The sequence below is a fragment of the Kluyvera intermedia genome (genome assembly GCF_021440345.1).
Lineage (GTDB): Bacteria > Pseudomonadota > Gammaproteobacteria > Enterobacterales > Enterobacteriaceae > Kluyvera > Kluyvera intermedia_A.
The window spans coordinates 1-18,816 of the sequence record NZ_JAKCNS010000055.1; the positions used below are offsets into that span (position 1 = coordinate 1).

General features: G+C 50.0%; 24 protein-coding genes and 1 other annotated feature. Of the genes, 18 read left to right on the forward strand and 6 right to left on the reverse strand.

The window, feature by feature from the left end; genetic code table 11:
- Nucleotides 1–264 precede the first annotated feature (264 nt).
- The gene (locus tag LZ634_RS15990; protein WP_234507044.1) at nt 265–513 is read left to right on the forward strand and encodes a hypothetical protein; all 249 of its coding nucleotides are present in this window, start codon (nt 265–267) and stop codon (nt 511–513) included.
- Between the two features lie 274 nt (nt 514–787).
- On the opposite strand, the gene yniD is transcribed toward LZ634_RS15990, so the two are convergent.
- Both yniD and cspF read right to left on the reverse strand, forming a co-directional pair.
- A complete protein-coding gene (gene yniD, locus LZ634_RS15995; RefSeq protein ID WP_126440732.1) occupies nt 788–898 on the reverse strand; it encodes a small membrane protein YniD in 111 nt (36 codons plus the stop codon).
- 274 nt (nt 899–1,172) lie between these two features.
- Nucleotides 1,173–1,385, reverse strand: a complete 213-nt coding sequence (gene cspF, locus LZ634_RS16000) for a cold shock-like protein CspF (protein ID WP_234507046.1) — start codon at nt 1,383–1,385, stop codon at nt 1,173–1,175.
- Between the two features lie 286 nt (nt 1,386–1,671).
- Between cspF and LZ634_RS16005 the strand changes: the two genes are divergently transcribed.
- Complete coding sequence (locus LZ634_RS16005; RefSeq protein WP_234507048.1) at nt 1,672–1,890, forward strand: cold shock domain-containing protein; 219 nt, start codon at nt 1,672–1,674, stop codon at nt 1,888–1,890.
- A gap of 312 nt (nt 1,891–2,202) precedes the next feature.
- Here the strand turns inward: LZ634_RS16005 and LZ634_RS16010 are convergent, their stop codons facing one another.
- Nucleotides 2,203–2,373: a YnfU family zinc-binding protein gene (locus LZ634_RS16010; RefSeq protein ID WP_320673463.1), complete on the reverse strand. Its 171-nt coding sequence runs from the start codon at nt 2,371–2,373 to the stop codon at nt 2,203–2,205.
- Nucleotides 2,374–2,521: 148 nt separating this feature from the next.
- Here LZ634_RS16010 and LZ634_RS16015 point away from each other — a divergent pair, with 148 nt between their 5' ends.
- The 16 genes from LZ634_RS16015 (at nt 2,522) to selO (ending at nt 16,265) form a co-directional block, all read left to right on the forward strand.
- The gene (locus tag LZ634_RS16015; protein WP_234507076.1) at nt 2,522–2,698 is read left to right on the forward strand and encodes a cold-shock protein; all 177 of its coding nucleotides are present in this window, start codon (nt 2,522–2,524) and stop codon (nt 2,696–2,698) included.
- A 45-nt stretch (nt 2,699–2,743) separates the two neighbouring features.
- A complete protein-coding gene (locus LZ634_RS16020; RefSeq protein WP_234507052.1) occupies nt 2,744–2,971 on the forward strand; it encodes a hypothetical protein in 228 nt (75 codons plus the stop codon).
- A 543-nt stretch (nt 2,972–3,514) separates the two neighbouring features.
- Nucleotides 3,515–5,443, forward strand: a complete 1,929-nt coding sequence (gene thrS / locus LZ634_RS16025; protein WP_234507055.1) for a threonine--tRNA ligase — start codon at nt 3,515–3,517, stop codon at nt 5,441–5,443.
- 3 nt (nt 5,444–5,446) lie between these two features.
- Nucleotides 5,447–5,989 carry a translation initiation factor IF-3 gene (infC, locus tag LZ634_RS16030; RefSeq protein ID WP_071830666.1) on the forward strand — a complete coding sequence of 181 codons (543 nt, stop codon included), beginning with the start codon at nt 5,447–5,449 and terminating at the stop codon, nt 5,987–5,989.
- A gap of 96 nt (nt 5,990–6,085) precedes the next feature.
- Nucleotides 6,086–6,283, forward strand: coding sequence for a 50S ribosomal protein L35 (gene rpmI / locus LZ634_RS16035; protein WP_012017121.1), 198 nt, complete (start codon nt 6,086–6,088; stop codon nt 6,281–6,283).
- A gap of 50 nt (nt 6,284–6,333) precedes the next feature.
- Nucleotides 6,334–6,690, forward strand: a complete 357-nt coding sequence (rplT, locus tag LZ634_RS16040; protein WP_052284424.1) for a 50S ribosomal protein L20 — start codon at nt 6,334–6,336, stop codon at nt 6,688–6,690.
- A 118-nt stretch (nt 6,691–6,808) separates the two neighbouring features.
- Nucleotides 6,809–6,933: a sequence feature (Phe leader region), on the forward strand.
- Nucleotides 6,814–6,858, forward strand: a complete 45-nt coding sequence (pheM, locus tag LZ634_RS16045) for a pheST operon leader peptide PheM (protein WP_001386830.1) — start codon at nt 6,814–6,816, stop codon at nt 6,856–6,858. (Overlaps the previous feature by 45 nt.)
- A gap of 165 nt (nt 6,934–7,098) precedes the next feature.
- Nucleotides 7,099–8,082: a phenylalanine--tRNA ligase subunit alpha gene (pheS, locus tag LZ634_RS16050; protein WP_234507057.1), complete on the forward strand. Its 984-nt coding sequence runs from the start codon at nt 7,099–7,101 to the stop codon at nt 8,080–8,082.
- A gap of 15 nt (nt 8,083–8,097) precedes the next feature.
- Complete coding sequence (gene pheT / locus LZ634_RS16055; protein ID WP_234507059.1) at nt 8,098–10,485, forward strand: phenylalanine--tRNA ligase subunit beta; 2,388 nt, start codon at nt 8,098–8,100, stop codon at nt 10,483–10,485.
- 4 nt (nt 10,486–10,489) lie between these two features.
- Nucleotides 10,490–10,789 (forward strand): integration host factor subunit alpha, encoded by a 300-nt coding sequence (gene ihfA, locus LZ634_RS16060; RefSeq protein WP_003030571.1) that lies wholly within the window; start codon nt 10,490–10,492, stop codon nt 10,787–10,789.
- 100 nt (nt 10,790–10,889) lie between these two features.
- The gene (btuC, locus tag LZ634_RS16065) at nt 10,890–11,870 is read left to right on the forward strand and encodes a vitamin B12 ABC transporter permease BtuC (RefSeq protein WP_234507062.1); all 981 of its coding nucleotides are present in this window, start codon (nt 10,890–10,892) and stop codon (nt 11,868–11,870) included.
- 28 nt (nt 11,871–11,898) lie between these two features.
- The gene (locus tag LZ634_RS16070; protein ID WP_234507063.1) at nt 11,899–12,453 is read left to right on the forward strand and encodes a glutathione peroxidase; all 555 of its coding nucleotides are present in this window, start codon (nt 11,899–11,901) and stop codon (nt 12,451–12,453) included.
- Nucleotides 12,450–13,211: a vitamin B12 ABC transporter ATP-binding protein BtuD gene (gene btuD, locus LZ634_RS16075; protein ID WP_234507065.1), complete on the forward strand. Its 762-nt coding sequence runs from the start codon at nt 12,450–12,452 to the stop codon at nt 13,209–13,211. The genes LZ634_RS16070 and btuD overlap by 4 nt, the downstream gene beginning before the upstream one ends.
- 96 nt (nt 13,212–13,307) lie before the next feature.
- Nucleotides 13,308–13,772: a C40 family peptidase gene (locus LZ634_RS16080; protein WP_234507067.1), complete on the forward strand. Its 465-nt coding sequence runs from the start codon at nt 13,308–13,310 to the stop codon at nt 13,770–13,772.
- A gap of 275 nt (nt 13,773–14,047) precedes the next feature.
- Complete coding sequence (locus tag LZ634_RS16085) at nt 14,048–14,761, forward strand: EAL domain-containing protein (RefSeq protein ID WP_234507069.1); 714 nt, start codon at nt 14,048–14,050, stop codon at nt 14,759–14,761.
- A 61-nt stretch (nt 14,762–14,822) separates the two neighbouring features.
- Nucleotides 14,823–16,265, forward strand: a complete 1,443-nt coding sequence (gene selO, locus LZ634_RS16090) for a protein adenylyltransferase SelO (RefSeq protein WP_234507071.1) — start codon at nt 14,823–14,825, stop codon at nt 16,263–16,265.
- 36 nt (nt 16,266–16,301) lie between these two features.
- On the opposite strand, the gene hemP is transcribed toward selO, so the two are convergent.
- The 3 genes from hemP to LZ634_RS16105 all read right to left on the reverse strand — a co-directional run bounded on the left by hemP (nt 16,302) and on the right by LZ634_RS16105 (nt 18,650).
- A complete protein-coding gene (gene hemP / locus LZ634_RS16095) occupies nt 16,302–16,526 on the reverse strand; it encodes a hemin uptake protein HemP (protein WP_234507073.1) in 225 nt (74 codons plus the stop codon).
- A gap of 90 nt (nt 16,527–16,616) precedes the next feature.
- The gene (gene aroH, locus LZ634_RS16100; RefSeq protein WP_234507075.1) at nt 16,617–17,663 is read right to left on the reverse strand and encodes a 3-deoxy-7-phosphoheptulonate synthase AroH; all 1,047 of its coding nucleotides are present in this window, start codon (nt 17,661–17,663) and stop codon (nt 16,617–16,619) included.
- A gap of 153 nt (nt 17,664–17,816) precedes the next feature.
- Nucleotides 17,817–18,650: a pyruvate, water dikinase regulatory protein gene (locus LZ634_RS16105; protein WP_061285142.1), complete on the reverse strand. Its 834-nt coding sequence runs from the start codon at nt 18,648–18,650 to the stop codon at nt 17,817–17,819.
- Nucleotides 18,651–18,816 lie beyond the last annotated feature (166 nt).

Sequence of the window (18,816 nt, forward strand, 5' to 3'; positions counted from 1 at the left end):
TATCAGGCCGGGAATACCCGGCCTGTGTTCTGATATTTATCGTTTAGTGTTATTATTAAAAACAACCAGCGTTTTATTTAATTAAAAATACAAGTTCTCCATAATATCTCCACATTTGGTTAATCTGACATATAGTCAATTAATTTGACACGAATAGCTAAATATTTTGACTAGCCAAAAGTGTGATCTGGATCTAGACTATGTTCAAGGGCAATATGATGCCTTAGCGTTTCAAAGTCTTAATCAAGTCAGAGAATAAACATTATGAAAAATATCAAAATCGCATCTGCAGCTATTCTGCTGTCAGCACTTTCTTTCGGCGTAATCGCTGCTGAACCTGCAACACAGCCTGCCAGTTCTACCGCTACTGTAACGACTGCACAGCACGTTGGTATTTCCAGCGCCTATGACGTCGAAGCAGGCTCTAACATCGCCCCAGGCTCTCAGTCTACCGGTCAATCTATGGATGATGCGTTTAACGTACACACCCTGGTTGCTGGCGGCTGGTCCTAATAATTCTGTGCTGTAATAATTTGATTTTCTATTGATTATTAATACCGGCAGAGAAAACCGGGTAGAGTGGTACCGGTTTTTCTTGCTGCTATTATTCTTTTTTTAAATAAAAAGCTTCAGTTTTTGTAATTAAATTGTCATTCCAAATAAGCTTTCTTCGCACGTATTGTCAATGAACATATTTAAAAAGCATTTTTTGTCTGTGTTTTAATATTCAGGCAATATCGTTAGCTGTCTTCAATTTCCGGCGTTCAGCCACGGTAGGATTTACCGTTTATTCACCCCATATCATCGCCGCCCACCTGAGCAACAACATCGCTCCACATATAGCTATCAGCACCAGCACCATTTTCCAGTGCTTTTTGGCAAATCGGTCTGTTGGCATTGTCGGCTCCTTTTCGTTCACGCGTTGTTTTAGTGTACCAGAATCGCTGGCAAAAATAGCCACGCACGCAGGGAAGGGCATTGAGGCCTTTGTCGGGGAAACTCATACGGCAGTCCTTCCGTCGGTGGCGCTGCTATCGTGGCATTTAGTATTCTGCACGCCCTCTACAGCATTATGGGGGCCAGTAATCAGGTTAACTGCCGCAGCAAGTCAAACGAAGAAAATGGGGGACGCGGCGACCAGCTGAGGCGTTGGTGTATGCGAATGTGGTCAATCAGGAAAGGTAAACATTTGCGGCGGTAGGGCCTTTAAGACCATTGATGCGGCAAAACTCTACACGAACTCCTGGCTGGAGTGATTCTGATTCACTATTGTAGAAGGCTGAGATGTGGAGTAGAACGTCTTTTCGACCATCTGATGGGGTGATAAAACCTTTGCCACTAATTACGTCAAAACTTCTGACAATTCCTGTCATTTTATGGGACAAGTAAATTCCTTTTTAAAAACACGCAACGAATATACGCTTGAAAAAATTTAAAAGCTATTTTTATATGGTTATTTTTTAGAAAGGCTTCTGGACGGCCAAAATAAAATTTGCTAATCAGGGCCAGTCGTGCATTAATAAAGTGGTTAGTTCGTTATACCAACGACGTAAAACATTTTACTGAGCAGTTCTCATAGCCAGGCGCTATCGCTGATACCCCCTCCCTTGAGCCTATACGTTCAATACGATATGTTTTTATAAAAATCAAAAATGCTCAACAGGAGTCAGTATGTCCTCAAGAATTCAAGGCTTGGTTAAGTGGTTTAATGAAGACAAAGGTTTTGGCCTTATCTCTCCGCTTGATGGCAGTAAAGATGTATTGATCCGTCTTTCTGCTCGCCATAGCGGTAATTTAGAAACGTTATTTGAAGGGCAAAAAGTTGAATTTGCAATTCATAGCGGCGATAAAGGCCCCGCAGCTACGAATTTAATTCTATGTGACAAATAAAAATTATAGGTCTGCGATAACGATGACGGATTATTCCTGAGTAGACAGGCCTAACAATTGAATGGTAAAAATAAATTTGCTTAGCAATAGTCTGCTTTTTTTAGTTCACTTGTTATCTGAGAATGTGCAGGTTGCGGTGTGAGAAAAACTGCATTTTTTAAGATAACTGCTTGAAAGATAGTGAGTTGATAGTTTTTTTGGCCATCAAAAAACATCACGTCCCAAACAAAAAACTCTGTGCTAGCCAAACTATATTGCCAAATGAGTAGGTCCAACATTATTCACCCGCATCATTTGGCAAGGCCGTGATTTTTAGAAGCGTTGTGCCGATTTGAATAAAGTACTGCAGTACGGGCAGACAAGTTGGGAACCTTTCTGAACTCGACTAAAACTATGTTCAGAATCTTTTGAACAGTTCGGGCATGAACATTTGACTAAGTGATTGCGACGGGATTGTGTGTTTTTACGTCCGGACATAGGCATTTCCTGATTTAAGGGACTGCCACCATACACGTTTAATCGGATAGTTGCTTGTGTTTATTCTCGATAATTTGCCTGAATTGATAATGTTAAACAGTGCAGTACGTTGGGATGATGGCGGCAGGTGATTGTCATCAATGAGGTATATATTATTAATCTAAATATTCATTTCAGATGCCCATGTTGTCATGGCTCTCAGTACCGAACTTCAATCTTTGATGTTTCAGAGAAAAACCCATTCGGTGCAAAGTGTATTTTCTGCAAAACAAACATGATGTTTAATGAGGCCGTAGTCACCAGAGTTCAGTCCTCAGGACTACCTTCATAAAAATGATACGGCCGGTGAAAACGAACGATGGAGTCATGGCAATAGATGAAAAAGGTCATTGTTTTTTTTAATGCGGAACCCTGTAGAGTTATCACTGTGCGTAAAGATATTACGTCTATACGACAAGAGTATCCAAACGGTGAGGAGATAGACCTGCAAATCATGTCAGCAGGTTTTCCTTCTCTAACGGGAGATCATGGGGTTGTGTATGTGGCCACAGACAGAGATCTAGCAACCCAGGAAATATTGGATGCAGTAAAAAAACACCTATAATTTTGCTTATGCCATTTTCCCTATGAGCATGTTCGTTGTCCCAGATTTTCTCAGCTTTCATTCCTGAACGATGATTCTTCTTCGTCAAGACCCGACGGTTTGTGAGCCCCTTAAACAGTCTGGTGCTTTTCAAATCGTTGCCAGAACAGGGGTATTCCAGGTGCTCCAACTAAGTAAATCACGCCCTTTCAGGGGAACTCATTCTCCGGGTTGGTCCAGCGCTGCCTTTATAGCGGTCAACTGAGCCTATCTATATGTCGTTGGAAGAGCAGGGCACATCACGTTGAATCGCGTTATTTATAGCCGATAAGAAAAAGTGCGAACTCTCCGACTGAATTCAAGCTTTTCTGACATGTCCTCGACGTGTAAACTAATGGCTCGGTATCAGATAGTTAGTGCGAGTACATTTTGGATTTTGTTCATCCTTTGTACACACTTAGCAGAGTGAAGCTCAGAAACGTACTTAACCGTCTGGTATTTCTAAATAATTTAATTTTGTATGTGCTCTTTCGTGTGGGGCACCACTGCAAATAAGGACATTAAATGCCTGTAATTACTCTTCCTGATGGCAGCCAACGCCATTACGATCAAGCCGTTAGCCCAATGGATGTTGCTCTGGACATCGGTCCTGGCCTGGCAAAAGCCACCATCGCTGGGCGCGTAAACGGTGAACTGGTTGATGCTTCCGATCTGATTGAAAATGATGCCACTCTTGCCCTCATCACCGTAAAAGATGAAGCGGGTCTGGAAATCATTCGTCACTCGTGTGCGCACTTGCTGGGTCATGCTATCAAACAGCTGTGGCCAAACACCAAAATGGCGATCGGCCCGGTTATCGACAACGGTTTCTATTACGACGTTGATCTTGACCATACGCTGACCCAGGAAGACATCGACGCGCTCGAAAAACGTATGCACGAGCTCGCCGAGAAAAACTATGATGTCATCAAGAAGAAAGTGAGCTGGCATGAAGCCCGTGATGCTTTCGTCTCTCGTGGTGAAACCTATAAAGTTGCCATTCTTGATGAAAACATTTCGCATGATGACAAGCCTGGCTTGTACCATCACGAAGAATATGTCGACATGTGCCGTGGCCCGCACGTGCCGAATATGCGTTTTTGCCACAACTTTAAGCTGATGAAAACAGCTGGTGCCTACTGGCGCGGCGACAGCGACAACAAGATGCTGCAGCGTATCTATGGTACCGCATGGACGGACAAAAAAGCCCTCAATGCCTATCTGCTGCGTCTTGAAGAAGCGGCGAAGCGCGACCACCGTAAAATCGGTAAGCAGCTCGACCTGTATCATATGCAGGAAGAAGCGCCGGGTATGGTGTTCTGGCATAACGACGGCTGGACTATCTTCCGTGAACTGGAAACCTTCGTGCGCTCTAAGCTCAAAGAGTACCAGTATCAGGAAGTAAAAGGTCCATTCATGATGGACCGTGTGCTGTGGGAAAAAACCGGCCACTGGGATAACTATAAAGATGCAATGTTCACCACCTCTTCAGAGAACCGTGAATACTGTATCAAACCGATGAACTGCCCAGGGCACGTTCAGATCTTCAACCAGGGTCTGAAATCCTACCGCGATCTGCCGCTGCGTATGGCAGAGTTCGGTAGCTGCCACCGTAACGAACCGTCAGGTGCGCTGCATGGCTTAATGCGTGTACGTGGATTTACTCAGGATGACGCCCATATCTTCTGTACCGAAGAGCAGGTGCGTGATGAAGTGAACGCGTGCATTCGTTTAGTCTATGATATGTACAGCACTTTCGGTTTTGATAAAATCGTGGTCAAACTTTCAACGCGTCCGGAAAAACGTATCGGTAGCGATGAAACCTGGGACCGCGCAGAAGCCGACCTGGCTGTTGCGCTGGAAGAAAACAACATCCCGTTTGAGTATCAACTGGGTGAAGGTGCCTTCTATGGTCCGAAAATTGAATTTACCCTTTATGACTGCCTCGATCGTGCATGGCAGTGCGGTACTGTTCAGTTAGACTTCTCCCTGCCGTCTCGTCTGAGCGCCTCTTATATTGGCGAAAGCAACGAACGTCAGGTACCGGTGATGATTCACCGTGCAATTCTTGGTTCACTGGAGCGTTTCATTGGCATCCTGACCGAAGAATTCGCCGGTTTCTTCCCAACCTGGATTGCTCCTGTACAGGTTGTGGTAATGAATATTACCGATTCTCAGTCTGAATATGTCAACGAATTGACCCGTAAACTGCAAAATGCGGGCATTCGTGTAAAAGCAGACTTGAGAAATGAGAAGATTGGCTTTAAAATCCGCGAGCACACTTTACGTCGTGTCCCTTACATGTTGGTCTGTGGCGACAAAGAGGTAGAAGCAGGCAAAGTTGCCGTGCGTACCCGTCGTGGCAAAGACTTGGGCAGCCTGGACGTAAATGAAGTTATCGAGAAGCTGCAACAAGAGATTCGCAGCCGCAGTCTAAAACAACTGGAGGAATAAGGTATTAAAGGCGGAAAACGAGTTCAAACGGCACGTCCGAATCGTATCAATGGCGAGATTCGCGCCCTGGAAGTTCGCTTAACAGGTCTGGAAGGCGAAGCTTTGGGTATTGTGAGTCTGAGAGAAGCTATCGAAAAAGCTGAAGAAGCTGGAGTAGATTTAGTTGAAATCAGCCCTAACGCCGAACCGCCAGTTTGTCGTATCATGGACTACGGCAAGTTCCTTTATGAAAAAAGTAAGTCTTCTAAGGAACAGAAGAAAAAGCAAAAAGTTATCCAGGTTAAGGAAATTAAATTCCGTCCTGGTACCGATGATGGCGACTACCAGGTAAAACTCCGCAGCCTGGTACGCTTTCTCGAAGAGGGCGATAAGGCTAAGATCACACTGCGTTTCCGCGGTCGTGAAATGGCCCACCAACAGATTGGTATGGAAGTGCTTACGCGCGTCCGTGACGATCTGAGTGAACTGGCAGTAGTCGAATCCTTCCCTACGAAGATCGAAGGCCGCCAGATGATCATGGTGCTCGCTCCTAAGAAGAAACAGTAAGGCCTTCAAGTAGCAATGTCTGTGGAGCCTTCGGGCTTCACAGGTACTGTTCGCCTACGTTTCGTTTATTAACAATGCGAAGTGGAAGTTATTAAAATGCCAAAAATTAAGACCGTACGCGGTGCTGCTAAGCGCTTCAAAAAAACCGGTAAAGGTGGTTTTAAGCACAAGCGCGCTAACCTGCGTCACATTCTGACCAAAAAAGCTACCAAGCGTAAACGTCACCTGCGTCCAAAAGCCATGGTTTCTAAAGGCGATCTGGGCCTGGTAATCGCGTGCCTGCCGTACGCATAAGTCGTTAACCCTTTTAACTTTTTAATTAGAATAGATACAGGAGAGCACATATGGCTCGCGTAAAACGTGGTGTAGTTGCCCGTGCACGTCACAAGAAAATTTTGAAACAAGCTAAAGGTTACTACGGTGCGCGTTCTCGCGTATACCGCGTTGCCTTCCAGGCTGTTATCAAAGCAGGTCAGTACGCTTATCGTGACCGTCGTCAGAAAAAGCGTCAGTTCCGTCAACTGTGGATTGCGCGTATCAACGCAGCAGCACGTCAGAACGGTATTTCTTACAGCAAATTCATCAACGGCCTGAAAAAAGCCTCTGTTGAAATCGACCGTAAGATCCTGGCTGACATCGCCGTATTCGACAAAATCGCGTTCACCGCGTTAGTTGAAAAAGCGAAAGCAGCACTGGCGTAAGCCGGTTGGAAGAGGGAGCTAGTCTCCCTCTTTTCATTTTAACTGTATCAATACGTTGACATTTATTCCCGTAGCCCTTTCAATAAAGGTTCTACGTTTCTTACCACACAAGGTAACGCAAGCATGAATGCTGCTATTTTCCGCTTCTTTTTTTACTTTAGCACCTGAATCCAGGAGGCTTGCGCGTGAAAGAAGAAACGGAAAACAGCGCCTAAAAGCCTCCCTGGTGGAGGCTTTTTTTATACGCGTCACCCTTCAAGTTTTCTCTGTGTTGGCTGCGTTTGCTCATCCCAGTTACGTACTAATGTACGCTCCTGAGGATTCGCTCTTTTGCCATCTTGATACAACTTGAATGATTTTGCGTATATACGAGCGACTAGTGAATATCGCCACATAACGAGGAAAACCATGTCACATCTCGCAGAGCTGGTTGCCAGTGCAACGGCCGCCATTAACCAGGCTTCAGATGTTGCCGCGTTAGACAATGTCCGCGTCGAATATTTGGGCAAGAAAGGGCACCTGACCCTTCAGATGACTACCCTGCGCGAGCTGCCGCCGGAAGAGCGTCCAGCAGCGGGCGCGGTGATTAACGAAGCGAAAGAACAGGTGCAGCAGGCGCTTAACGCGCGTAAAGCAGCTCTGGAAAATGCTGCGCTAAATGCTCGTCTGGCCGCGGAGACTATTGATATCTCCCTGCCGGGTCGTCGTATTGAAAATGGTGGCTTGCACCCGGTTACGCGTACCATCGACCGTATTGAAAGTTTCTTCGGTGAGCTCGGTTTTACCGTTGCAACGGGGCCGGAAATCGAAGATGACTACCATAACTTCGATGCGCTGAATATCCCTAAGCATCACCCAGCACGTGCTGACCACGACACTTTCTGGTTTGATGCGACGCGTCTGCTGCGCACTCAGACCTCTGGCGTTCAGATCCGTACCATGAAAGGGCAAGAGCCGCCAATCCGTATTATTGCGCCGGGCCGCGTGTATCGTAACGACTACGACCAGACGCACACCCCGATGTTCCATCAGATGGAAGGTTTGATTGTTGATAAAAACATCAGCTTTACCAACCTGAAAGGCACGCTGCACGATTTCCTGCGCAACTTCTTTGAGGAAGATCTGCAGATTCGTTTCCGTCCGTCCTACTTCCCGTTCACCGAACCATCCGCTGAAGTAGATGTTATGGGTAAAAACGGCAAATGGCTGGAAGTTCTGGGCTGCGGCATGGTGCACCCGAACGTTCTGCGTAACGTCGGTATCGACCCGGAAGTCTATTCCGGCTTCGCGTTCGGTATGGGTATGGAGCGTTTGACCATGCTGCGTTACGGCGTCACCGATTTACGTGCGTTCTTCGAAAACGATCTGCGTTTCCTCAAACAGTTTAAATAAGGGCAGGACAAAACAATGAAATTCAGTGAACTGTGGTTACGCGAATGGGTAAATCCAGCCATTGATAGCGAAGCGCTGTCAGGGCAAATCACCATGGCTGGTCTGGAAGTTGACGGCGTTGAAGCGGTTGCCGGTAGCTTCAATGGGGTTGTGGTTGGTGAAGTCGTCGAGTGCGGTCAGCACCCGAATGCGGACAAACTGCGTGTGACGAAAGTCAACGTCGGTGGTGAACGCCTTCTGGACATCGTCTGCGGTGCGCCAAACTGCCGTCAGGGCCTGAAAGTTGCGGTAGCGACTATCGGCGCTGTTCTGCCTGGCGACTTCAAAATTAAAGCCGCCAAACTGCGCGGTGAGCCGTCTGAAGGGATGCTGTGCTCGTTCTCCGAGCTGGGTATTTCTGACGACCATGACGGTATTATTGAACTGCCGGCCGATGCGCCGCTGGGTACCGATATCCGTGAATACCTGAAACTTGATGACAACACCATCGAAATTAGCGTGACGCCAAACCGCGCCGACTGCCTGGGTATCATCGGCGTGGCACGCGACGTCGCCGTGCTGAACAAGCTGCCGCTGAACGCGCCGGAAATCGCGCCGGTTGCGGCAACGATTGCTGATGTTCTGCCGATTGACGTTGAAGCCGCTGATGCCTGCCCACGCTACCTAGGGCGCGCCGTGAAAGGTATTAACGTTAAAGCGCCAACCCCGCTGTGGATGAAAGAGAAGCTGCGTCGTTGTGGCATTCGTTCTATCGACGCAGTTGTTGACATCACCAACTACGTGCTGCTGGAACTGGGTCAGCCAATGCATGCGTTCGATAAAGATCGCATCGAAGGTGGGATCAAAGTGCGTATGGCAAAAGAGGGTGAAACCCTGGTTCTGCTGGACGGCACCGAAGCAAAACTCAGCGCTGATACGCTGGTCATTGCTGATCACAACAAAGCGCTGGCGATGGCCGGTATCTTTGGTGGTGAACACTCTGGCGTGAACGATGAAACACAGAACGTACTGCTGGAATCCGCTTTCTTCAGCCCGCTGTCTATCACCGGCCGCGCGCGTCGTTATGGTCTGCACACCGATGCCTCTCACCGCTATGAACGCGGCGTAGATCCGGTTCTGCAGTACAAAGCGATGGAGCGTGCCACCCGTCTGCTGCTCGACCTGTGTGGTGGTGAAGCCGGTCCAATCATTGATGTAACCAGCGAAGCGACCTTGCCGAAGCGTGCCTCTATCACGCTGCGCCGTAGCAAACTCGATCGCCTGATTGGCCATCATATTGCTGATGACCTGGTGACGGACATCCTGACCCGTCTGGGTTGTGAAGTGACCGTAGGCCAGGACCAATGGCAGGCCATTGCGCCGACCTGGCGCTTCGATATGGAAATCGAAGAAGACCTGGTTGAAGAAGTGGCACGTGTTTACGGCTATAACAGCATCCCGAACGAGCCCGTACAGGCGGGTCTGGTGATGGGTAGCCATAAAGAAGCCAATCTGTCGCTCAAGCGTGTGAAAACAATGCTGAACGATAAAGGCTACCAGGAAGTGATCACCTACAGCTTCGTTGACCCGAAAGTTCAGCAATGGGTTCATCCGGGTGAAGAAGCGCTGATCCTGCCAAGCCCTATCTCCAGCGAAATGTCCGCGATGCGTCTGTCTCTGCTGACCGGCCTGCTGTCGACTGCGGTATACAACCAGAACCGCCAGCAGAACCGTGTGCGTATTTTCGAAACCGGTCTGCGTTTCGTTCCGGATACTCAAGCGCCGCTGGGCATTCGTCAGGACGTGATGCTGGGTGGAGTTATCTGCGGCAACCGCTATGAAGAGCACTGGAACCTAGCAAAAGAGACCGTTGATTTCTATGATATGAAGGGCGATCTAGAATCCGTTCTCGACCTGACCGGTAAATTGTCTGAAATTGAGTTTAAAGCGGAAGCAAACCCGGCGCTGCATCCGGGGCAGTCTGCGGCGATTTATCTGAAAGGTGAACGCATTGGTTTCATTGGTGTTATTCACCCTGAGCTTGAGCGTAAACTGGATCTGAATGGTCGTACGCTGGCATTCGAACTGGAGTGGAACAAGCTTGCAGACCGCGTGGTTCCTGAGGCGAAGGACATTTCTCGCTTCCCAGCGAACCGTCGCGATATCGCCGTTGTGGTTGCTGAAAATGTGCCTGCTGCTGATATTTTAAACGAATGTAAGAAAGTTGGCGTAAATCAGATAGTTGGCGTAAACTTATTTGACGTGTACCGTGGTAAGGGTGTTGCGGAGGGCTACAAGAGCCTTGCTATCAGCCTGATTTTACAAGATACCAGCCGTACACTCGAAGAAGAGGAGATTGCCGCTACCGTCGCCAAATGTGTAGAGGCATTAAAAGAGCGATTCCAGGCATCATTGAGGGATTGAACCTATGGCGCTTACAAAAGCTGAAATGTCAGAATATCTGTTTGATAAGCTTGGGCTTAGCAAGCGGGATGCCAAAGAACTGGTAGAACTGTTTTTTGAGGAGATCCGTCGCGCTCTGGAAAACGGCGAGCAGGTAAAGCTATCCGGTTTTGGTAACTTTGATTTGCGTGATAAAAATCAACGCCCGGGACGTAACCCGAAAACGGGTGAGGATATTCCCATTACAGCCCGGCGTGTGGTGACCTTCAGACCAGGACAGAAGTTAAAAAGCCGGGTCGAAAACGCAACACCCAAAGAAGAGTAATCTGAACTAACTAAAAAGGCCGCATTCGCGGCCTTTTTCTTTTCTTAGGTGGCACATCCACCGTAAAATCAAATGCTTCTCTACGTGCTTACGGGTAATTATGCAGGTCTACGTACATCAACAGCAGCGGAGAAACCGCCGCTGGCTTACCGCCCTGACGCTGGTGCTCCTGTTTATGCTGGTCATCGGTCTGTGCGCCGGCGATCAATGGATTGCGCCCGGCGAATGGTTTAGCGCAAAAGGGCAGCTTTTTATCTGGCAGATTCGCCTGCCGCGCACGCTTGCCGTGATGTTGGTCGGTGCGTCGCTTGCGCTTTGCGGTGCCGTTATGCAGGCTCTATTTGAAAACCCGCTTGCCGAACCCGGTTTGCTCGGCGTGTCAAACGGCGCGGGCGTGGGATTGATTGCGGTCATTATGCTAGGCCAGGGCGTTTTACCCGAATGGGTTCCAGGGCTTGCGGCCATTGCGGGGGCGCTGTTTATCACCGCTATTTTGATGCGTTTTGCGCGCAGGCACCTGTCTACCAGTCGATTGCTGCTGGCCGGGGTCGCCCTGGGGATTATCTGCAGCGCGTTGATGACCTGGGCGGTTTACTTCTCAACATCGTTTGATCTGCGCCAGTTGATGTACTGGATGATGGGTGGGTTTGGTGGCGTTGACTGGCAACAGCTGTGGCTGATGGTGGCGCTATTGCCCGTCATGGTGTGGGTCTGCCTGCAATCACAGCCGCTCAATCTGCTGGCGCTGGGTGAAACCTCAGCGCGTCAGCTCGGTGTACCCATTGCGCTGTGGCGCAAGCTGTTGGTTATGGCTACCGGTTGGCTGGTGGGGGTGAGCGTGGCGTTAGCGGGTGCTATCGGCTTTATTGGGCTGGTGGTACCGCATATGCTGCGTCTGTGTGGCCTGACTGACCATCGCGTGCTGCTGCCCGCCAGCGCGCTAGCAGGGGCCAGTACGCTCCTGTTTGCCGATATTGTCGCCCGGCTGGCGCTGTCTGCCGCAGAACTGCCAATAGGTGTTGTGACGGCGACGCTAGGCGCGCCGGTATTTATCTGGTTACTATTAAAGTCCGGGCGTTAGACCCGGCTTAACCTGAAAAGAGGATGCTATGCAAACCACGATTTTGAACACCCCAGTCACCACGATTGACGGTGAAAGCACGACACTCGAAAGCTATAAAGGCAAAGTGCTGCTGATTGTGAACGTCGCCTCTAAATGCGGCCTGACGCCGCAGTATGAGCAGCTGGAAGCCTTGCAGACTTCGCTACAGAGCGAAGGTTTTACCGTTCTGGGGTTCCCTTGCAACCAGTTCCTTGGACAGGAACCGGGCAGCGAAGAAGAAATTAAGACCTTCTGCAGCACGACCTATGGCGTAACGTTCCCGCTGTTTAGCAAGATTGACGTCAATGGCGAAGGGCGTCATCCGCTGTACGCTCAGTTAACCCGTATCGCGCCGGATGCCATCGCACCAGAAGGCAGTGGTTTCTATGAGCGTATGGCCAGTAAAGGACGTGCACCGGCACAACCGGGCGATATCCTGTGGAATTTCGAGAAGTTCTTGATTGGCCGCAATGGTGAAGTGATCAACCGTTTCTCTCCTGATATGACGCCGGATGATCCGACTCTGGTGGCCGCCATCAAGCAGGCACTCGCGCAGTCATGATGCCTCTGATGCAGCTTCAGGACGTCAGCGAAAACGTTCGGCTACAAAACGTTAGCGTTGACGCCGGTCGCGGCGAGATTATTCATCTCGTTGGGCCTAACGGGGCGGGAAAGAGTACGTTGCTGGCGAGAATGGCTGGTTTGAGCCGGGGTAAAGGGGTGGTGACGCTCAACGGGCAGCCGTTGGATGCGTGGTCTGCTTCTGCGCTGGCGCGCCACCGGGCCTATCTGTCCCAACACCAGACGCCTCCGTTTGCCATGCCCGTCTGGCAGTTTCTGATGCTGCATCAACACGACAGTGAAAAATCATCATTTGCCGAAAGTGTCATTCAGACCCTAGGGCTAAGTAATAAACTGGGGCGTAACGTCAGCCAGCTTTCAGGCGGTGAGTGGCAGCGCGTCAGGCTTGCGGCGGTGATATTACAGATTTCCCCATGGGATAATGCGCAGGGGCAACTTCTGTTACTGGATGAGCCGATGAACAGCCTGGATGTCGCCCAGCAGGCCGCGCTGGATAAGCTGTTAGTTGAGCTGTGCGCCGCAGGCGTGACAATCATCATGAGCAGCCACGATCTTAACTACACTTTGCGGCATGCCCACCGGGTGTGGTTATTATGCGCCGGACAATTGATTGCCAGCGGTCGAACTGACGCCGTATTACAGCCGGAAAATTTAGCGACGGCCTATAATATGACTTTCCAGAAGCTGGAAATAGCGGGGCATCAATGGCTCGTTTATGCTGATAGCGGTGAAAAATAATCCATACTCAGCCGCGCGCGGCGGTCATTGCTTGCCAGCCGATCGCTTATCGATATAATTTGTTGGCTGATTATAAAAATAGAGGATGCGCTGGATATGCGTTTCTGGACACTTTTTCTCGTGGCATTCATTTTAGTTGGCTGTAGCAGTCATCGCCCGCCACCGCCGAATCCGCGACTTGCGGATTCTATTACCGTTATTGCGAGCTTAAACGATCAGTTACAACACTGGCACGGTACGCCTTATCGCTACGGTGGCATGAATCGTCGAGGGGTAGATTGCTCGGCCTTCGTGCTGGTCACTTTCCGCGATAAATTTGAAATGCGTCTTCCAAGGGAAACCCGGCAGCAGGCCAAAATAGGTACCGAGATAGATAAAGACGATCTCCTGCCAGGCGATCTGGTGTTCTTCAAGACGGGGGCAGGTGAAAGCGGCCTACACGTCGGTATCTACGACACGGACAATCAGTTTATCCATGCCTCAACCAGCCAGGGTGTCACGCGTTCCTCCCTCGACAATGTCTACTGGCGAAAGAATTTTTGGCAGGCCAGGCGAATTTAAGTAAAAGAGAAGGAGGCGAAATGCCTCCTTTTTTACATAGTCGATTTAATTTAAATTAAATCACCAACGATATTCTCATTTTGTTGGTCGAGATCATGGAACTTAAGGTTGATTGTGTTAATCCAGTAGTTTCGATTACAATCATTACGATCCAGTGACGGACAAATGAAATAACAAGGAACCGATGAAAGGAATAAACACAGTATCCATTACCGTAGGTTTTCGCTTTGTGACTTCAGGAACCCGGACATGACTTTTAGTGAAGGGCAGTCGCAATGATTGTATCGCTGGATAATACGTATTGTTCTCAATTGTTTTTTCTACCCGCCAGGAATAATGGGGGACAGCTTGTTGGCCTGAAAGTTGTCAGCCAGTTTAGCGGTGTTAATAACCACGTTCGTATTCCGACTAGCCTCGTTCTGCCACGACTTACCGCGCAAGAAGAAATCGCCTTATTCCTTGAGAAACTGGATCTTTTGACTACCTGCCAACTGTTTTTTCTCCAGCATGGCCTGAAAGCGTGGGTCACTATTCCTCCCGGTGTTGTTGACGCGCTGCTCACTGATGATGAGCTGGCGGCCAACGTCGAACGTTTCTCCTTTCTGGAACTGGCCGTGAGCGAAGGTTTCCCAGGGCTCAATCAGGTTGATGACAATCACCCGCTCGCCAGATTATGCCAGCGCTTCCCGCTGGTACTCAGCGACTTTGGCTCCGGTGATGCATCGACTAAAGCCGTCTTCGCTGGGCTATTTAGTCGCGTGGTGCTCGACAGAAACTTTGTCCAGCGTCAGGCGAGGTCGGGCTCCTTTGAGCCGTTTATGCGTGCCATCGTAAGTCAGATACAACCCTATTGTCGGGCGATTATGATTTCCGGCATTGATGACGAAATTCTTCGCCAGCGCGTGGAGTCTTTCGGCTTTAGTGGAATGCTGGGGAGTTTGTGGCCCGTGGTGCCTGAATCGTCATTAATAACATTAGCGCAACAATAACCCTGCACTTCCTCGGGTGTTTAACGTACAGTAACCCAATACACTACGGGCAGGAGGAACCATGAACCTGTCATTTAACACCCGCTGGCGCGACGAGCTGCCAGAATTTTACAGCGCTCTACAGCCCACGCCGCTACACAATGCTCGCGTGGTCTGGCATAACGCGCCGCTTGCCAATGAACTGGCCATTCCTGCCGCGCTCTTTACCCCAGAACAAGGGGCCGGAGTCTGGGGCGGTGAACAACTGCTGCCGGGCATGTCACCGCTGGCGCAGGTCTATAGCGGCCACCAGTTCGGCGTCTGGGCCGGGCAATTAGGCGATGGTCGCGGTATTTTACTGGGTGAGCAACAACTCGAAAACGGCAAAACGGTTGACTGGCACCTTAAAGGTGCAGGGTTGACGCCGTACTCGCGGATGGGCGATGGTCGTGCGGTGCTGCGTTCCACGCTGCGCGAAAGCCTGGCCTCTGAAGCAATGCATTATCTGGGGATTCCTGGGACTCGTGCGCTGGCGATTGTTGCCAGCGATACGCCAATCCAACGAGAAACCGTCGAGTCCGGTGCTATGCTGATGCGTATTGCCGAGAGCCATATCCGTTTCGGTCATTTTGAACATTTCTATTATCGTCGTGATATGGACAACGTTCGTAAGCTGGCGGACTACACCATCCGCCATCACTGGCCGCATTTGCAGGATCAACCGGAACGCTACGCGCTGTGGTTCCATGATGTGGTCACGCGTACGGCGCAGATGATTGCCCACTGGCAAACGGTCGGTTTCGCGCATGGCGTGATGAATACCGATAACATGTCGATTCTCGGGCTGACGCTCGATTACGGCCCGTTTGGCTTCCTGGATGACTATCAGCCTGAGTTTATTTGTAACCACTCCGACTATCAGGGGCGCTACCGCTTTGATAATCAACCGGCTATCGGGCTGTGGAATTTACAATGCCTGGCACAGTCGCTGTCGGCGCTGATTGATGTGGGTGCGCTCAATGCGGCGCTGGATACCTATCAGCAAACGCTGTTCCGCGAATATGGCCAGCGGATGCGTAAAAAGCTGGGACTCTTTAGCGAAGAGCAGGGAGATAACGACTTGCTCAATGGCCTGTATGCGTTGATGAAACGTGAGGGCAGCGATTATACCCTGACATTCCGCCTGCTGAGCGCCACTGAACAACACAGTGCGGCATCACCGCTGCGCGATGAGTTTATCGACCGGGCGGCTTTTGATAGCTGGTTCACGCAGTATCGAACGCGCCTGCTGCAAGAGCAGATTGATGATTCTCAGCGTCAATGCGCGATGAAACAGGCTAACCCGTCCATTGTGTTACGTAACTGGTTGGCCCAGCGGGCGATTGAACAGGCAGAGCAAGGCGACTATCAGGAATTACACCGTTTGCATGAAGCGTTGCGCTCCCCATGGTGCGATCGCCAGGATGATTACAGCCGCCGTCCGCCGGATTGGGGTAAACATCTCGAGGTCAGCTGTTCGAGCTAATCCGTTATTAGCTGCACTGCCATCTGGGTGGTGCAGCTACTTCGTTAAAATGAGTTTTCCTGCCTGAGTTTGACGCAATAAATATTGGTGTTCACCGTGTTCGATGATCACGCGGCCTTCCTGACCTAACAGTATCTGGCTGTCGATCCGGCGATCGCTGGAGAGTGGGCGAGGCGTATTATCCTTTTGCGGTTCTAATTCTGCGCAGGTATCCATTAGCGACATTTTTATAATGAAAATCAATGTAACAATGATAACCATTATCAATATTCGCGAGTTAACCGCAAGTTTTATTTAGTATTAAAGATGGTAAGCGTAAAGCGCCCGCCGCGGTGCGGCGGGCCGGGGATATTACAGGCGGGTGGCGACGGCGGCAGCCAGTTTTTCCAGCAGCAGTTCGGTATCTTCCCAGCTCAGGCAAGGATCGGTTATCGATTGACCGTAGGTGAGCGGTTGGTCGGCGACGATTTTCTGCGTACCTTCACGCAGGAAACTTTCCGCCATAATACCGGCAATCGCCGAAGAACCATTGCGGATCTGCTGGCAAATATCGTCACACACTTCCAGCTGGCGGCGGTGCTGCTTCTGGCAGTTGCCGTGGCTGAAATCGACCACCAGATGCTCCGGCAAATCGAATTCATGTAGCGTATCGCAGGCAGCGGCAATATCGTCGGCATGGTAGTTAGGTTTCTTACCCCCACGCATGATGATATGACCGTAAGGATTACCACTGGTCTGGTAAATGGTCATCTGGCCATTTTTATCCGGCGACAGGAACATATGGCTGGCGCGAGAGGCGCGAATGGCGTCAACCGCAATACGCGTATTACCATCGGTACCGTTTTTAAAACCCACCGGACAAGAGAGCGCGGAAGCCATTTCGCGGTGAATCTGGCTCTCCGTGGTTCGCGCGCCAATTGCGCCCCAGCTAATGAGATCGGCGATAAACTGACCGGTCACCATATCGAGAAACTCGGTAGCGGTTGGGACGCCAAGCGTGTTGACCTGCAGCAGCAGTTTACGCGCTTGCTCAATACCGTGATTGACGCGATAGCTACCGTTGAGATCCGGATCGGAGATTAATCCTTTCCAGCCGACAACCGTACGCGGTTTTTCGAAATAGGTGCGCATGACGATTTCCAGCTCGCCCTGGTGCTTTTCACGCAGCACCTGCAAACGGCGGGCATAATCGATGGCAGCATCAAGATCGTGGATAGAGCAGGGGCCAACAATCGCCAGCAGGCGGCGATCTTCACCGTTGAGGATCTTCTCAATCCGTCGGCGTGAAGCGGTCACGTGTGCCGCAACGTCCGCTGATACCGGGTGGCGCTCGGCAAGTTCAGTAGGCGTAATCAGGCTCTCAATTCGAGCCGTACGCAATTCATCGGTCTTATTCATGGGGATCTCAGAAATTTGTTGCCTCACCAGCCAATTTGCTGGGAAGTGATGCACATCACGATAAACCAATCTCCGCTGAATTCAAGCGCGGAGCGTAATGTGCTCTCAATCACACTGCTATGATAAACAAATTCGATGCATTGTACTAGTGTGTTAGTACATTCTGCGGCTTAATCCCATGATGTCCATGATTTTAGTAGCAATTTCCTCAACGGAATAATTGGTGCTATTGATCCACGGTATTTGATTGCGGCGGTACAGCGCTTCAACTTCCGCGACCTCCATCCGGCATTGGCGCATTGAGGCGTAGCGGCTATTTTCGCGTCGCTCCTCGCGAATGGCCGCCAGACGCTCGGCGTTGATGGTCAAGCCAAACAGCTTATGCTGTAGCGGTTTTAGCGATGCGGGCAGCACGAGGTTATCCATATCGTCGGCAATAAACGGATAGTTGGCGGCGCGAATACCAAACTGCATCGCCAGATAAAGGCTGGTGGGCGTTTTTCCGCAGCGCGAGACACCAAGCAGGATCACCTGCGCTTGATCGAGGTTACGCAGAGAAATACCGTCATCATGCGCCAGGGTGTAATCAATCGCCGCGATACGCGCATCGTATTTGGTAAGATTACCGGGCGTTAAGCCGTGAGTTCGATGGGCGATAGGGGTGGGATCAAGTTTTAGCTCTTCCTGTAGCGGTGCGACCAGGGCCTGCACGATATCCTGACAAAACCCTTCGCATTGCAGAATAATGTCGCGAATTTCGGGAATAACGATGGAATAGAAAACTAACGGACGCACGCCCGTTTGCTGGTAAATCGCGTCGATTTGCTCCTTCACCGCCTTCGCCCGGCTTTCGCTTTCAATAAACGGCAGAGTAATGCTGTTTATCGCCACCGGGAATTGCGACATCACCGCGTGGCCGAGAACCTCCGCCGTAATAGCGGTGCCATCGGAAATATAAAATACCTGACGATCGACTGCGTTTTCCATTTTGCCTTTCCCCGTTAATTGCCTGAAAGCGTAAATTAAATTTAAACACAACCTGACGATGCTTGTCCTTAAATTAAAAATGAAATGGTATTTTTATTTTTAATGAAATGCCCATTTCATTTTCATGAGCTGGTCAATATACCGTCGGTTACTGTGGCTTTTTAGC

Coding starts and splice junctions, on each gene's coding strand:
- aroH (WP_234507075.1), bottom strand. CDS start 17,663: ATGAATAAGACCGATGAATTGCGTACGGCTCGAATTGAGAGCCTGATT.
- hemP (WP_234507073.1), bottom strand. CDS start 16,526: ATGGTTATCATTGTTACATTGATTTTCATTATAAAAATGTCGCTAATG.
- LZ634_RS16080 (WP_234507067.1), top strand. CDS start 13,308: ATGCGTTTCTGGACACTTTTTCTCGTGGCATTCATTTTAGTTGGCTGT.
- LZ634_RS16070 (WP_234507063.1), top strand. CDS start 11,899: ATGCAAACCACGATTTTGAACACCCCAGTCACCACGATTGACGGTGAA.
- rpmI (WP_012017121.1), top strand. CDS start 6,086: ATGCCAAAAATTAAGACCGTACGCGGTGCTGCTAAGCGCTTCAAAAAA.
- rplT (WP_052284424.1), top strand. CDS start 6,334: ATGGCTCGCGTAAAACGTGGTGTAGTTGCCCGTGCACGTCACAAGAAA.
- btuC (WP_234507062.1), top strand. CDS start 10,890: ATGCAGGTCTACGTACATCAACAGCAGCGGAGAAACCGCCGCTGGCTT.
- ihfA (WP_003030571.1), top strand. CDS start 10,490: ATGGCGCTTACAAAAGCTGAAATGTCAGAATATCTGTTTGATAAGCTT.
- LZ634_RS16020 (WP_234507052.1), top strand. CDS start 2,744: ATGAAAAAGGTCATTGTTTTTTTTAATGCGGAACCCTGTAGAGTTATC.
- pheS (WP_234507057.1), top strand. CDS start 7,099: ATGTCACATCTCGCAGAGCTGGTTGCCAGTGCAACGGCCGCCATTAAC.
- LZ634_RS16085 (WP_234507069.1), top strand. CDS start 14,048: ATGATTGTATCGCTGGATAATACGTATTGTTCTCAATTGTTTTTTCTA.
- selO (WP_234507071.1), top strand. CDS start 14,823: ATGAACCTGTCATTTAACACCCGCTGGCGCGACGAGCTGCCAGAATTT.
- LZ634_RS16010 (WP_320673463.1), bottom strand. CDS start 2,373: ATGCCTATGTCCGGACGTAAAAACACACAATCCCGTCGCAATCACTTA.
- thrS (WP_234507055.1), top strand. CDS start 3,515: ATGCCTGTAATTACTCTTCCTGATGGCAGCCAACGCCATTACGATCAA.
- LZ634_RS16105 (WP_061285142.1), bottom strand. CDS start 18,650: ATGGAAAACGCAGTCGATCGTCAGGTATTTTATATTTCCGATGGCACC.
- yniD (WP_126440732.1), bottom strand. CDS start 898: ATGCCAACAGACCGATTTGCCAAAAAGCACTGGAAAATGGTGCTGGTG.
- LZ634_RS15990 (WP_234507044.1), top strand. CDS start 265: ATGAAAAATATCAAAATCGCATCTGCAGCTATTCTGCTGTCAGCACTT.
- LZ634_RS16005 (WP_234507048.1), top strand. CDS start 1,672: ATGTCCTCAAGAATTCAAGGCTTGGTTAAGTGGTTTAATGAAGACAAA.
- pheT (WP_234507059.1), top strand. CDS start 8,098: ATGAAATTCAGTGAACTGTGGTTACGCGAATGGGTAAATCCAGCCATT.
- btuD (WP_234507065.1), top strand. CDS start 12,450: ATGATGCCTCTGATGCAGCTTCAGGACGTCAGCGAAAACGTTCGGCTA.